This is a genomic window from Streptomyces sp. NPDC053750 (assembly GCF_044544295.1).
Lineage (GTDB): Bacteria > Actinomycetota > Actinomycetes > Streptomycetales > Streptomycetaceae > Streptomyces.
This window is the reverse complement of record NZ_JBITXB010000009.1, coordinates 236,014-249,417: the sequence shown is the minus strand read 5'-3', so window position 1 is coordinate 249,417 and position 13,404 is coordinate 236,014. Positions and strand designations below refer to the sequence as shown.

11 protein-coding genes and 1 pseudogene are annotated in these 13,404 nt (G+C 73.0%); 6 read left to right on the top strand and 6 right to left on the bottom strand.

Annotated features, from left to right (window positions below):
• Positions 1–94: 94 nt before the first annotated feature.
• The 3 genes from ACIGO6_RS25575 to mdlC all read right to left on the bottom strand — a co-directional run bounded on the left by ACIGO6_RS25575 (position 95) and on the right by mdlC (position 4,546).
• A complete protein-coding gene (locus ACIGO6_RS25575; protein ID WP_399879867.1) occupies positions 95–1,348 on the bottom strand; it encodes an MFS transporter in 1,254 nt (417 codons plus the stop codon).
• 88 nt (positions 1,349–1,436) lie between these two features.
• Positions 1,437–2,891 (bottom strand): benzaldehyde dehydrogenase, encoded by a 1,455-nt coding sequence (locus ACIGO6_RS25570; RefSeq protein ID WP_399879865.1) that lies wholly within the window; start codon positions 2,889–2,891, stop codon positions 1,437–1,439.
• 74 nt (positions 2,892–2,965) lie between these two features.
• Positions 2,966–4,546, bottom strand: coding sequence for a benzoylformate decarboxylase (gene mdlC / locus ACIGO6_RS25565; protein WP_399879863.1), 1,581 nt, complete (start codon positions 4,544–4,546; stop codon positions 2,966–2,968).
• Positions 4,547–4,640: 94 nt separating this feature from the next.
• On the opposite strand from mdlC, the gene ACIGO6_RS25560 reads away from it, so the two are divergent.
• The 3 genes from ACIGO6_RS25560 (at position 4,641) to pgm (ending at position 7,792) form a co-directional block, all read left to right on the top strand.
• Positions 4,641–5,573 (top strand): LysR substrate-binding domain-containing protein, encoded by a 933-nt coding sequence (locus tag ACIGO6_RS25560; RefSeq protein ID WP_399879861.1) that lies wholly within the window; start codon positions 4,641–4,643, stop codon positions 5,571–5,573.
• An 89-nt stretch (positions 5,574–5,662) separates the two neighbouring features.
• Positions 5,663–6,025 carry a hypothetical protein gene (locus ACIGO6_RS25555; RefSeq protein WP_399879859.1) on the top strand — a complete coding sequence of 121 codons (363 nt, stop codon included), beginning with the start codon at positions 5,663–5,665 and terminating at the stop codon, positions 6,023–6,025.
• Between the two features lie 126 nt (positions 6,026–6,151).
• On the top strand, positions 6,152–7,792 hold the full coding sequence (gene pgm / locus ACIGO6_RS25550) for a phosphoglucomutase (alpha-D-glucose-1,6-bisphosphate-dependent) (protein WP_399879857.1): 1,641 nt from the start codon (positions 6,152–6,154) through the stop codon (positions 7,790–7,792).
• Positions 7,793–7,838: 46 nt separating this feature from the next.
• Here pgm and ACIGO6_RS25545 read toward each other — a convergent pair whose 3' ends face one another.
• Positions 7,839–9,035, bottom strand: coding sequence for a cytochrome P450 (locus tag ACIGO6_RS25545; RefSeq protein WP_399880095.1), 1,197 nt, complete (start codon positions 9,033–9,035; stop codon positions 7,839–7,841).
• A gap of 138 nt (positions 9,036–9,173) precedes the next feature.
• Here ACIGO6_RS25545 and ACIGO6_RS25540 point away from each other — a divergent pair, with 138 nt between their 5' ends.
• On the top strand, positions 9,174–9,644 hold the full coding sequence (locus ACIGO6_RS25540) for an ATP-binding protein (RefSeq protein WP_399879855.1): 471 nt from the start codon (positions 9,174–9,176) through the stop codon (positions 9,642–9,644).
• Positions 9,645–9,704: 60 nt separating this feature from the next.
• Here the strand turns inward: ACIGO6_RS25540 and ACIGO6_RS25535 are convergent, their stop codons facing one another.
• Both ACIGO6_RS25535 and ACIGO6_RS25530 read right to left on the bottom strand, forming a co-directional pair.
• Positions 9,705–10,271 (bottom strand): GNAT family N-acetyltransferase, encoded by a 567-nt coding sequence (locus tag ACIGO6_RS25535; protein WP_399879853.1) that lies wholly within the window; start codon positions 10,269–10,271, stop codon positions 9,705–9,707.
• Entirely contained in the window at positions 10,268–10,960 is a 693-nt protein-coding gene (locus ACIGO6_RS25530; protein WP_399879852.1) for a hypothetical protein, read from the bottom strand. Before ACIGO6_RS25530 ends, ACIGO6_RS25535 begins: the two co-directional genes overlap by 4 nt.
• Positions 10,961–11,076: 116 nt before the next feature.
• Here ACIGO6_RS25530 and ACIGO6_RS25525 point away from each other — a divergent pair, with 116 nt between their 5' ends.
• Positions 11,077–12,927: a SpoIIE family protein phosphatase gene (locus ACIGO6_RS25525; protein WP_399879850.1), complete on the top strand. Its 1,851-nt coding sequence runs from the start codon at positions 11,077–11,079 to the stop codon at positions 12,925–12,927.
• Positions 12,928–13,205: 278 nt separating this feature from the next.
• Positions 13,206–13,404 (top strand): annotated as a pseudogene (locus ACIGO6_RS25520) (hypothetical protein); the annotation flags it as partial.

Genomic DNA, 13,404 nt, shown 5'->3' with positions numbered 1-13,404 from the left:
CGCGCCCCGGAACACGGCGAGAAGAACCCAAGCAGCACGACGGGAGCAGCCGGGTGAGTCACCCGGCTGCTCCCTTCACGCGTGCCCGCAGACCTCAGACGGCCGGCTCCACGGCCTCCGCCGGACCGCCCGCCGCAGCGCGCGGCAGCGAGAGCACGGCCAGGAAACCGAGGACCGCCACCGCGGCGAAGAAGTAGAAGCCCCACGGGTGACCGATCCCCGAGGAGACCAGGGCGCCGGTGATCGAAGGGCCGACGATCGACCCGATCCGGCCGATGCCGGACGCCGAACCGAGCGCGGTGCTCCGCACGGACGCCGGGTAGAAGTGCGTCACGTAGGCGTAGACGAGCACCATGGCCGAGAAGACGAACACGCCGGTGAAGAAGACGACGACGTTGAGCAGCAGGTCGCTCTCCATCTTGATGCTCAGGCACGCCAGCATGCCCACCGACACCGCGAACCAGACCATGGTGGTGCCCTTGATGCCCCGCCGGTCGGCCACGAACCCGCCGAGGACCAGGCCGACGACGCCGCCGATGTTGAGCACCAGGAGCTGGGTCACGGCCGTCGGCACGGGGTAGCCGGCGTCGTTCATCAGCTTCGGCAGCCACGTGTTGAGGCCGTAGACCAGCAGCAGGCCCATGAACGACGCCACCCAGATGCCGATGCCCGCGCGCAGGTACGCCGGCTTGAGCAGCTCGGTGAACGGGACCCGCTGTGCCCCGTCCTGCTTGGCCCGCACGAAGGCCTCCGACTCCGGCAGCTTGAACCACTGGATGGCGGCGACGACGAGGCCGACGACGCCGAGCAGGTAGAAGAGGATCTCCCAGTTGTCGGTCACCTGCAGGGCCAGCAGCGAGGTGATCACCGCACCGGTGTGGTAGCCGGTCATCGTCAGTGTGCTGGCCCGCGCCCGGCGGCTGGCCGGCATGTGCTCGGCCATCATCGTGAGCGAGACCGGCATGCACGCGCCCAGGCCCAGACCGGCGAGCAGGCGCAGCGCGGCGAACATCGCCACGGAGTCGGCCAGCGGCACCACGATGGTGAACAGCGAGAACACCACCACCGACCCGATGAGCAGGCGGCGGCGCCCCAGTCGGTCGGCCAGCGGACCGACGCAGACCGCGCCGATGGCGACGCCCACGAGGGAGAGCGTCGCGATGGTGGTCGCGTCGCCGGCGGTCATGCCGAGGTGGTGGGTCTTGAGCAGGGTGGGGATGATGGCGCCGAGGACGACGAGGTCGTAGCCCTCGAGCAGGACGGTGATCCAGCACAGGATCACCGTCCATCTGCCGGTGCCGGCGCTGCCGGTCTGCGCGGGCGCGTCGGACGTGGTGGCGGAAGTCATGGGACTCTCCCCCCGGGGACGGGTGTGAGTGAGCGGAGCCGGAACGGCCGGGGCGGCCGGGTGGCGGGCGGCGGGGTGGCCGGAAGGATCAGAACGGGTAGTCGGCGATGTCCGGGCGGACCGTGACCCACTGGGTCTCCGTGAACGCCTCGACGTTGGCCGCGGCACCGCCGAAACGGGACCCGGTGCCGGAGGCCTTGACCCCGCCGAAGGGGGCGTTGGGTTCGTCGTTCACGGTCTGCTCGTTGATGTGGACCTTGCCGGAGTCGATCCGGTCGGCGAGCTTCATCGCCGTCCCGACGTCCCCGAGGATGCCGACGGACAGCCCGTACTCGCAGTCGTTGACGATCCGTGCGGCCTCCTCGAGGGTGGAGAAGCCGATCACGGGGGCGACCGGGCCGAAGATCTCCTCGCGCCACGCCGGCATGTCGGTCGTCAGACCGCTCAGCACGGTGGCGCGGTAGCCGGCGCCGGCGATCTCGCCGCCCGCCGCGACCTTCGCGCCCGCCGCCACACTGTCCGTGACGATGCCGTGCACCCGCTCCAGCTGGCGGCGGTCGATGATCGGGCCGAGCGCCACGTCCTCGCGGGCCGGGTCACCGACCGGCAGGGCCTCGGCCTTCGCGGCGAGCGCGGCCGTGTACTCCTCCAGCAGCGACTCGTGCACGATGTGCCGGCCGGTCGTCATGCAGATCTGACCCTGGTGCAGGTACGAGCCGAACGCGCCCGCCGAGGCCGCCTTGGACACGTCCGCGCCCGGCAGCACGACCAGCGCGTTGTTCCCGCCGAGCTCCAGGTGGGCCCGCTTCAGCAGCCGCCCGGCCTGCTCACCGATGATCCGCCCGACCGGGGTGGAGCCGGTGAAGGAGATCACCCGGACCTCCGGAGCCTCCACGACCGCCCGGCCGACCGCGCCGTCGCCCGGCAGCAGGTGCAGGACGCCGGCGGGCAGCCCCGCCTCCTCGAGGATCCGGGCGATGACTACACCGCCGCTGACCGCGGTGCGCGGGTCGGGCTTGAGCAGCACGGAGTTGCCGAGGGCCAGCGCCGGGGCCACGGAGCGCAGGCCGAGGATGAGCGGGAAGTTGAACGGCGCGATCACGCTCACCACCCCGGCCGGGCGGCGGCGCGCGAGCGACCAGCGGGCCTCCTCGGAGGTGAGCACCTCGCCCTGCGGGTGCGTCGGCAGCCCCGCGCACTCGAAGCACTCGCCGATCGCGAGCCCCACCTCGAAGCCCGCCTTGGACCGCACCGAGCCGGCCTCGCGCACCAGCCAGTCCTCGACCTCGGCGGCGTGCTCGGTGAAGAGCTCGCCCGCGCGGCGCAGCACGGCGGCCCGCTGCTGCGGCGGGGTCGCCGCCCACGCCTTCTGCGCCTCGGCGGCCCGGGTGGCGGCGCGGCCCGCGTCCTCGGCGGTGGCCAGGCCGACCGCGCCGAGCCGGTCACCGGTCGCCGGCTCGACGACCGGGTGCTCCGAGCCGGAGTCCCGCCAGCCGTCGCTGAAGAACTTCCCGCCCCAGACGTCGCTGTCCAGGAGTGTCATCTGCTTCCCCTTCTTCGGGATCTTCGGGTGCCGAGCGCGTCAGCGGCTCCGGGCGCTCGGCCGGTTCGGTCGGATCAGGAGGGCGTGGTGAGCGCCGTGTCCACCTGGATGAGACGCGGGTGGTCCACGCGCTCGGCGAGCGCGGCGCGCAGCTCCTCGACGCCGCCCACGTGCCGGGCGCGTACGCCGTAGCCCTCCGCGATGCGGGTGAAGTCCAGGCCCGGGATGTCGAGCCCGGGCGCGTCCGGCACGCCGAGCAGGCCGCCGAACCAGCGCAGCGCCCCGTACGTGCCGTTGCGCAGCAGCACGACGGTCAGCGGGACCCGGTGCTGCGCGGCCGTCCACAGGGCGGTGATGCCGTAGTTGGCCGAGCCGTCGCCGATCACCCCGACGACCGGGCGGTCGGGCTGCGCCATCGCCACCCCGACCGCGCCGGGCAGGCCGAAGCCGAGTCCGCCGGCCGCCGGGAAGTAGTACGAGCCCGGGCGCCGCAGGTCCATCTGGCGCCACCACGAGGAGTTCGTCGAGGTCGACTCGACCACGTACGCGGTGTCGTCGGGCAGCTCGTCGCGCAGCGCGGCGAACACCTGCTCCGGGTGCAGGGCCGGCCCCTCGGCGGTGAGCGGCTCCGGCACCGCCCGGTACGCGCCGGCCGGCGAGCCGGGGGCGTCGAGCGACCTCAGCAGCAGGTCGACGACCGCGCCCGGGTGGGCGACCAGCGCCTCGCCCATCGGCGCCCGCGCGGCGGCCGAGGCGTCCTCCGTCACCTGGATCAGCCGGGTGCCCTCGGGCAGATACCGGCCGGGGAGGTACTCGTGGTAGCGGAAGACCGGCGCGCCCAGTACGAGCACCAGGTCGTGGCCCTCGAAGGCCTCCGAGATCGGTGCGATCCCGGCGGGCAGCACGCCCCGGAACAGCGGGTGCCGGTTGGGGAAGGGCAGCCGGAACTGCGAGGGCGCCGCCCACACCGGACCACCCAGCCGTTCGGCCAGGCGGACCGCGTCGTCGAACAGACCGGCCGAGTCGATGTCCCCGCCGAGCACCAGGGCGGGCCGCCGGGCGGCGGCGACCTGCTCGGTGAGCCAGCGGCTCTGCTCGCCGTCGGGCACCGAGGCCCGCCGGACCTGCCGGTCGAGCACGGCCAGGGCGTTGTCGTCGACCTCGGCGGACCAGTCGTCGTAGGGGACGGACAGGTACGTCGGCCGCCGCTGCAACCGCGCCTCGAACACGGCCTGGGCGAGGGCGCGCGGCACGTCCTCGGCGCACGCCGGCTCCGCCGCCCAGCCGACCAGGGGCTTCATCAGCGCCGGGGCGTCGACGCTGGCCAGGTTGGCCTCCGGGCCGATGGCGGGGCGCACCTGCTGGCCGGCCACCACCACGAGCGGGGTGCGGGAGGCCACGGCGTTCGTCAGCGCGCCCATCGCGTTGCCCGAACCGGAGGCCGCGTGCAGGTTGACCAGCACCGGGCGGCCGGTCGCCTGGGCGTAGCCGTCGGCCATGCCGACGACGGCGCCCTCGTGCAGACCGAGGACGTAGCGGAAGCCGTCGGGCAGCTCGGCGAGGAAGGGCAGCTCGTTGGAGCCCGGGTTGCCGAAGACGGTGGTGAGCCCCTGGCGCTCCAGGAAATCGTGGGAGACACGACGCACGGATGGCACGGACGTTCCTTTCGAAGTGACGTCCGACACGCTAGGCATCCCGCGACATGGGCACCAATAAATGTTTCGCCATCACGATATAGAGTGCATCGATATGGGCACCTTCGATCTCAACCTGGCCCGTGTCTTCGTCCTCCTGTACGAGACCGGCAGCGTCACGGCCACCGCCGAGACGCTCCACGTCACGCAGCCCACCGTCAGCTACAGCCTGGGCAAGCTCCGCCGGCACTTCGACGACGAGCTGTTCCGCCGCAACGGACGCGGCCTGACGCCCACGGCCGGCGCCCGGCGGCTGTACGAGCCGCTGCAGCGCGCCCTGGCGGAGATCGACGGGACGGTCCGGCAGGGCGACGCCTTCGACGCCGGGACCATGTCGGGCCGCTTCACGATCGCCCTCTCCGACCTCGGCGAGGCCACCCTCCTGCCGAGGCTGCTCGCCGCGGCGCGCGAGCAGGCGCCGGGGGTGTCGTTCACCGTCCGCCCCTTCGACGTGGAGGACGCCGAGAGCCAGCTGCGCCGCGGTGACCTCGACGCCTTCGTGGCCACCCCGGTGATCACCTCGCACCTGACCGTGCGCATCCCGCTCTTCCGGGAGCGCTACGTCCTGATGGTCGCCGCCGACCATCCGCGCATCCGGGGCGACGAGGTCACGCTGGCCGACCTCGGGGCCGAGCACCACGCGACGGTCTTCGGCCCCAGCGGGCACGTCGCGCCGAGAGCCGTGCTGGCCGTGCACGGGCTCCTGGAGCGGGTGGCGGTGGACGCCACCCGGTTCTCGATGCTGCCCTACCTGCTGGAGCAGACCGACCTGGTCGCCATCGTCCCCGAGTACGTCGGCGAGGTCTTCACCGCCTCCCACCGAGTGCGCCTGGTGCGGCTGCCGTTCGAGACCGAGCCGATCGAAATCGCCCTCTACGCACGGCACGAGTCCTCGCGCAGCCCGGCACAGCGCTGGCTGGTGCAGTTCATGGCCCGGGTACTGGGCGAACAGGTGAGCCCGGCCCAGCTCCCGCCGACCACGGCATGACCGACTGAGCCGGAGCCCCGCGCGCCGAGCGCGGACCGCCCGGTTCGCCGTACGTGTTTGCCGTCGGAGTGAGGGGCAAGGCGGTGTCCATGAGCGATTCGAACAAGGACATGAACCAGAAGCCCGTCACCACACGAACCGTCGAGTCCAAGGCCAGTGACACGGCGTCAGCGGCCAGGGCCGGGGCACGGCGTTCGGCCCGGGCCGCGAACGGTGCCGTGCAGACGGCGGCCAAGGGCGCCGAAGCCGGCCGCCAGGCGGTCGTCACCGCCTCGGAGCAGGTCGCGGCCACGGCCAAGACGGCGTGGACGGTCGTCGCCCACCGCAGGCTCGTCGCCGCGGGTGTGGGAGCCGGCCTCACCGCACTGAGCGCCGCGTCGTACGCGGTGGGCCGCCGGGCGGGACGCCACACTCACGGTCCCCTCACGAGGCTCACGGGCGGCAGGATCTGACGCTGCCTCCGCCCCGGTCACGGCGCTCACCACCCCGGCCCCGGCCGGAACGTCCGGTACCGCTCCCCGGAGGGGGGAAGATGGACCGCGCGAGCACATGCACGACCGATGCGGAGGAGTGGGCGCATGCAGCACGACCGAGCGGGGAAGCCGGCCGGCCCCGAGGACCTGATCGACGTCGCCCGGCTGGTGACGGCGTACTACGCCCTGCACCCGGACCCGGCCGAGCCCGCCCAGCGCGTGGCCTTCGGCACGTCCGGGCACCGGGGTTCGTCCCTGGTGGCGGCGTTCAACGAGGACCACATCGCCGCCACCAGCCAGGCCATCTGCGAGTACCGCTCCGCACAGGGCACCGACGGCCCGCTCTTCCTGGGCGCCGACACACACGCCCTGTCCGAGCCGGCGCGGATCACCGCGCTGGAGGTGTTCGCGGCCAACGACGTGACCGTCCTCGTGGACACCGCGGACGGCTACACCCCCACCCCGGCGGTCTCCCACGCCATCCTCACCCACAACCGGGGCCGCACCTCGGGCCTCGCCGACGGCGTGGTCGTCACCCCCTCGCACAACCCGCCCGCCGACGGCGGCTTCAAGTACAACCCGCCGGGCGGCGGCCCCGCGGGCTCGGACGCCACCTCCTGGATCCAGGACCGGGCCAACGAGATCATCGCGGCCGGCCTGAAGGACGTACGCCGCGTCCCCTACGCCCAGGCGCTCGCCGCGCCCGGCACCGGCCGCCACGACTTCCTCGACGCCTACGTCCGCGACCTGCCCGGCGTCCTGGACCTCGACGCGATCCGGTCGGCCGGCGTGCGGATCGGCGCCGACCCGCTCGGCGGTGCCTCCGTCGCGTACTGGGGCCGCATCGCCGAGCAGCACCGGCTCGACCTGACCGTGGTCAATCCGCTCACCGATCCCACCTGGCGGTTCATGACCCTGGACTGGGACGGCAAGATCCGCATGGACTGCTCGTCGCCGCACGCGATGGCCTCCCTCATCGAGGGGCGCGACCGCTTCGACATCGCCACCGGCAACGACGCCGACGCCGACCGGCACGGCATCGTCACCCCGGACGCCGGTCTGATGAACCCCAACCACTACCTCGCCACCGCCATCGCCTACCTCTACGCCCACCGCACCGACTGGCCCGCCGACGCCGGTGTCGGCAAGACGCTGGTGTCCTCCGGCATGATCGACCGGGTCGCCGCCGACCTCGGCCGCCGGCTGGTCGAAGTACCCGTGGGCTTCAAGTGGTTCGTGGACGGACTGGTCGACGGCTCCCTCGGCTTCGGCGGCGAGGAGTCCGCCGGGGCGTCGTTCCTGCGCCGGGACGGCTCCGTGTGGACCACCGACAAGGACGGCATCATCCTCGCCCTGCTCGCCTCCGAGATCACCGCCGTCACCGGCAAGACCCCCTCCGAGCACTACGCCGCCCTCACCGCCCGGTTCGGCGAGCCCGCCTACGCCCGCATCGACGCCCCCGCCACCCGCGAGGAGAAGGCCCGCCTGGCCAAGCTGTCCCCGGCCCAGGTCACCGCCGACACCCTCGCCGGGGAGCCGGTCACCGCCGTGCTCACCGAGGCCCCGGGCAACGGCGCCCCCATCGGCGGCATCAAGGTGACCACCGAGAACGCCTGGTTCGCCGCCCGGCCCTCCGGCACCGAGGACGTCTACAAGATCTACGGCGAGTCGTTCCGCGGGCCGGACCACCTCCGACAGGTGCAGGACGAGGCCAAGCTCGTCGTCCTCGGCGCCCTGGGCGGCTGACGCCGTACCGGCACCCGCCGCCCCCGCACGGACTCCGGGCCGGCCGTCAGTGACGGCCGGCCCGGGGGAGTGACACGGTCAGCCCACGGATCTCGTAGCCGCCGATCGCCTCCTGGAACGCGACGCGCGGTTCCGCGTTCATCCGGATGCCGTCGAGGGCGAACAGGCGGCTGAGGAACACGTCGGTCTCCAGGAGGGCGATGTGCGCCCCCGGGCACCGGTGCGGCCCGTCCCCGAAGGACAGCCCCGCACCGAGCTCCGCGGCCCGGGCGGGCCGGACCAGCAGCGGATCGTCGCCCACGGCCTTGGGGTCGGCGTTGGCATCGTCCAGGAGGAGCTCGACGTACTCGCCGGGGCACACGGTCACCGGCCCGTCGGGACCGGCCAGTTCGACGGGCCGGGTCGCCCGTCGGCGCAGCCGGCCGATCACGGGCTCCAGACGCAGCAGCTCCTGGAGGGTGGCGAGGCGTCCCGCCTCGTCCGCCGAGCGGTAGTGAGCGAGCAGCTCGGCGTCCGAGAACAGGTGCCAGGCGGCCAGGGAGACGAACTCGCGCGTGGTCACCATGCCGGCCGCGGCGAACGTCAGGCACTCACCGAGGATCTCCGCGTCCGAGCAGCCCTCCGCGAGGAGATGGGAGATCAGGTCGTCGTGCTCCCGGCGACGGTGCGCGCGGACGGCGGGGCGGACGTCGGCCAGGTGGATGCGGAGCCAGTTGGTGTTCTGCCGCACGAACCAGTAGAGGCCTCGCACACTGGTCAGTCCGGGTTCGCCGAACTCCTCCGGGAAGAAGCGCTCCAGCCTGCGGCGCAGGCCGGGCCTGCTGTAACGCAGGCCGATCACCTCGCTCACCACACCGATGGCCAGATTGAAGGCGAGGTCGGAGAGCTGTGCCTCGCCCGCCGCGCGCAGCGTCGCCAGCTGTTCCTCCGCGATACGGACCATCAGGTCGCGGTAGTGCTCGTCCACCCGGCGTGGAGTGAAGAAGCGCGCGGTCTGCCGGCGATGCTCGCGGTGCTCGGGGCCGTCCCGGTAGAGCACCGGCCGGCGGACCCGCGGCGGGAGCTTCTCCACCGTCTCGATGCCGAGCCCGGCCTGCACGGTGCCCGGGCCGCGGAGCAGCTCACGTGCCACGGCGTAATCGTGCACCTGCCACGTCCCGTCCGCCGCGCGACCCACCGGGCACGCCGGCCGGGCCCGGCCCCGGTCGGCCTTCCGCGCGGATTCCTTGCCGTCGTGCACCACGTGGGCACCCCCAAGTCCGGTGCCGGGCAGCCCCTCTGCCACCCGGCTCGACGTCGTGGTCACAGGATCCGGTGTTTCTCCGGTTCCGGGGTAGACGGCCTGGCGTAACGGTCACGGCTCAGGAAGAGGGCGGATCGGATGGACGGGGCTGCCCGGAACGGGGACCGGCTGAAGGAAGCGCTGGTCAGAGTGTCGGCGGAGTACGAGGGCAGGCCCGGCGACATCGCCCGGGGCAGGGAACTGGCCCGGCGCTTCCTGGCGCAGGTGCGCGCGGTGGGGGGCCTCGCGGTGTCCGACCGCGCGGTGGACGTGCTGCAACTGGTGGTCAGCGAGCTGCTGACCAACGCGTGCAAGTACGCCCCCGGCCCCTCCCTGGTCGACCTGCAGCTGGCCGAGGACCGGGTGGAGGTGACGGTGTGGGACAGCGACCCGGTGCTGCCGGTGGCCGAGAGAGCGGACCCGGGCCGGATCGGCCGGCACGGGCTGGAGATCGTCATGGCCGTCTGCCAGAGCTTCGAGATGCACCGGGAGCCGGTCGGCAAGCGCATGAGGGCCGCGGTACGGCTCGCCGACGACCTGCACGGTACGGTCGTCGGCCACCCGTCCTGATCCCGCGCCGGACGACGCGGCAACCGCCGTACGAGACGACCGGGCCCCGCCCCGCCGTACCTACCGGTCGGCGGGCCGCCGGCCCGGTGCCGGGAGCCGGTACACCACGTTGCGACGCAGCGGGCCCTCGGGCACGTCGGGGTCGTCGAAGTCGTCGGCCGGGTCGCGGGTCATGCAGAGACGGCGCATGACCGCCTGCGAGCGCAGATTGGTGGCCGTCGTCACCGCGAGGACCTCCGCGAGCCCGAGCTCCTCGAAGGCGAAGTCCACCACGGCCCGCGCGGCCTCGGTGGCATAGCCGTGCCCCCAGGCCGGACGGGCCAGCCGCCAGCCGGCCTCCACTCCGGTGAACGGCATGCCGTCCTCCACGGGATCGAGCCCGGTGAACCCGATGAACTCACCGGTCGCACCGACCTCCACCGCCCACCATCCCCAGCCCCACCGGTCGAGGTCGGCCCGGAACCCGGCCACGGACGCGTCGCTCTGCTCCCGGGTGAGCACCCCGGGGAAGTGCTCGCGGACGACCGGGTCGGCGTTCATGGCGGCCCACGGGGCCAGGTCGGACTCCCGCCACTGGCGCAGCACGAGCCGCTCGGTGCGGAGTCCCTCCCCGCGCACGGACCTCACCGCAGCACCTCGTCGGCGTCGACCACCTCGGCGGGCTTCGGCGGCCGGATGTCCAGCGGCTCGTCGAAGTCGGCGAAGGACGTGGTCGTGTCGTACTCGGAGCCCTCGTAGACCGCCCTGAGCAGGTACGGCTCGCCCTGAGCGGCGACGTAGAAGGTGTACGTCGCGCCCTTGTCCTTCTCGTCGGTCACGGTCAGCTCGACCGCCTCCCGGTCGCCGACGCGGGTGGTCCTCCCCTTCTTCGCCGTACCGAAGGACTCGAAGGGACGTGTGCAGGAGGAGAGCCCGTCGCCGGGCTGCGCCGCGTCCGCCGGAGTCTTGATCCACAGCTTCTGTTCGCCGGTGACGCCCCCGGGCTTCCACTTCTCCAGATAGGCGCGGTCGGGGCGGACGTAGTCGGTCTCGCCGATCCGGATCTGGTCGAGGCTGCCGCCCCGGGAGAACGTGGTACTCGCGGTGCACCGGCCGGCGAGGTCGGTCACGAGCCGGACGGTGACCGTGCCGCCCTTGGCCGCCGTGCTGGTGGAGTCGACCCGCACGGACCGCAGCTCCCGCATCGTGGCGTTGGCGTCCTCGAGCAGGTCGTCGGCGGACCTGCTCCCGGAGCCGCCGCCGGCACACCCCACCGTGAGGGCCCCCGCCAGCAGACAGGTCAGCACGGTACTCGCGGTCGTGGTCCTGGTATGCACGCAACCCCCTGCACAAGATCGGCACCGGGAGCCTACCCGAACCCTCCTCCGGCTCTTGGGGGCGGTTCATCCCGCCACCTGGGGGAACCTGGCGGGAAGGGTGGCATCAGAAGGCTGTGAGGGTCGTGACATCACGCTGGGAGTCCGAGTTCGCCCGCGCCGTCCTGCACGATCTCGGTGCGGGACTGCTCACCCTCGACCGGGCCGCCCGGATCACCTCGGTGAACCCCTGGGCCGAGCGGATGCTGGGGCGGTCCGCCCAGGACATGATCGGACACGACGCCCACGACCTCCTGCACCGCTACGCCGACGGCACCCCCGTGCCGCGCGACCGGTGCGGGCTGCGCAACCCCCTGCACGGAACGCCCGCCGAGGCGGGAAGCGAGGAGTACTTCCTGCGGTCCGACGGCACCACGGTCCCGATCATCTGGGCGGCCACCCCGCTCGTCGGCCAGAGCGGGCAGGAAGGGTTGGTGTTCGTCTTCCACGACTTCAGCCTGCACCGCAGCGCCGCCGAGGAGACCGAGGCACGGGCCGCCGCCCTGGAGGCCCTCAGCGCCCAGCTGCACCTGGTCGCCGAGATCTCCACGGTGCTGGTCCCCACCGAGCGCATCTCGACCACGCTACGCCGCCTCCTGCGGCTGCTGGTGCCGGAACTGGGCCAGTGGGCGGCGGTCGACGTCTACCCGGGGCAGTCGGACGTACTCGAACGGGTCGCCGTCCGCAGCAGCACCCACCCGCACCGGGCGGGGCGGCTGCGGGGGCCGGTGACCTCGCTGCCGGACCCGGCCCGCGCCGCGCTGACCCGGCTGATCAACGGCGACCGGCCCGTCGCGCTGAACGCCGGGCAACTGCTCCGCGCCCCGGAGGACCCGCTCACCGCCACCCACCGGATCCTGTTCGAACGGCTCGGCGGACACACGGCCGTCGTCGTCCCGCTCCGCACCCGGCAACGGTCCTACGGCATGCTCACCGTGGCCCGCGCCGGGGACCACCCGGCCCACACCGAGGCGGAGGTCGCCCTGCTGGCCGACATCGGCCGCCGCGTCGGACTGGTCCTGGACAACGCCCGGCTCTACCACGAGCAGCAGAACGTCGCCGAGACCATGCAGCGCCAGCTGCTGACCCCCCTCCCGCAGGTCGACCACGTCCGCATGGCCGCCCGCTACTGGCCCGCCGAGAGCGCCATGGAGGTCGGCGGCGACTGGTACGACGCCTTCCTGCTCGCCGACGGCGTGATGGCCCTGGTCATCGGCGACGTGGTCGGGCACGACCTGCAGGCCGCCGCCCACATGGCCGAGGTCCGCAACATGCTGCGCGCCCTGGCCTGGGACCACCAGGAGCCGCCCAGTGTGATCATGCGCCGCCTCGACGAGGCCGTCACCAACACCAGCGACGCGCCCATGGCCACCCTCGTCTTCGCCCGGGTCGAAGGCCGTGAAGGCGGTCCCTGGTGCCTCCACTGGGTCAACGCGGGCCACCCGCCGCCCCTGCTGATCACCCGGGACGGCGACACCCGCTACCTGGAAGGCGGCCACGGCCCGCTGATCGGCATGAGCGCCACCCTGCGCCTCGGTCTGGACTGGCCCGACGCACGAGAGGAGCTCCCTCCGGAGAGCATCCTCCTGCTCTACACCGACGGTCTGGTGGAGAGCCGCGACCGCCCGATCGACCTCGGCATGGCCCGGCTCCGCCACCACGCCGGCGTCCTGGTCCGCCGACTCGAGGGGTGGAGCGTCGACGACTTCTGCGACCAGCTGCTCGCGCGGATCGCGCCCCGCGGTGACGACGTCGCGCTGCTCGCCCTGCGCCTGCCCGCGGCCGGGATCGGCGCCCCCGGCGACACCTCGCCGCCCCCGCCGCCCCAGTCCGCGCACAGCCAGGCCACCCCCGACCGGGCCGCCCCCGGCTCGCGCCGCCAGCAGCCCGAGGTGACCGATCCCACCCACGTCGACCCGGAGGAGTAGCGTCGCTCGTGCGCCTGCTCCCACGTGACCGATGACCGGGCGGTCACTGTCAACCACTCTCAACCGCGCGCAGTCGTACGTCAGTTGACGCCGGGTCGGTCGGCGGACACCGCCCTGAAACCGGTGCCTCCTCCGGAGTGTCCCGGCGGAACCGTTCACCCGGCTGAGCGCCTTGAGTGGTGAGAGCCGGGCGGTTGGCTGACGGTAATTCATGTCGGGGCCGGGTCACCTCAGCTGACGAAGCACCAGCTGCCCGGCCGTGACGGAAGGAATCTCAGATGCGTTCTGCTCGCACGCTCCTGGTCACAGGAGCCGCATCGGCCGTACTCGCCCTCGGCGCTCCCGGCGCCTTCGCGACCGGCGGAGACTGGAACCACGACGACTCTTCCTACAGCAAGGAGCACGACAAGGGAGACAAGCACGACGACCCGCGCGGCGGAATGCACACGGGTGGCGGTGCGCTGGCCGCGGTGTCCG

What these genes read in the sequence shown, in the direction of transcription:
- ACIGO6_RS25575 (WP_399879867.1), bottom strand. Translation starts at nt 1,348, where the DNA reads ATGACTTCCGCCACCACGTCCGACGCGCCCGCGCAGACCGGCAGCGCC.
- ACIGO6_RS25570 (WP_399879865.1), bottom strand. Translation starts at nt 2,891, where the DNA reads ATGACACTCCTGGACAGCGACGTCTGGGGCGGGAAGTTCTTCAGCGAC.
- ACIGO6_RS25560 (WP_399879861.1), top strand. Translation starts at nt 4,641, where the DNA reads ATGGGCACCTTCGATCTCAACCTGGCCCGTGTCTTCGTCCTCCTGTAC.
- ACIGO6_RS25555 (WP_399879859.1), top strand. Translation starts at nt 5,663, where the DNA reads ATGAGCGATTCGAACAAGGACATGAACCAGAAGCCCGTCACCACACGA.
- pgm (WP_399879857.1), top strand. Translation starts at nt 6,152, where the DNA reads ATGCAGCACGACCGAGCGGGGAAGCCGGCCGGCCCCGAGGACCTGATC.
- ACIGO6_RS25540 (WP_399879855.1), top strand. Translation starts at nt 9,174, where the DNA reads ATGGACGGGGCTGCCCGGAACGGGGACCGGCTGAAGGAAGCGCTGGTC.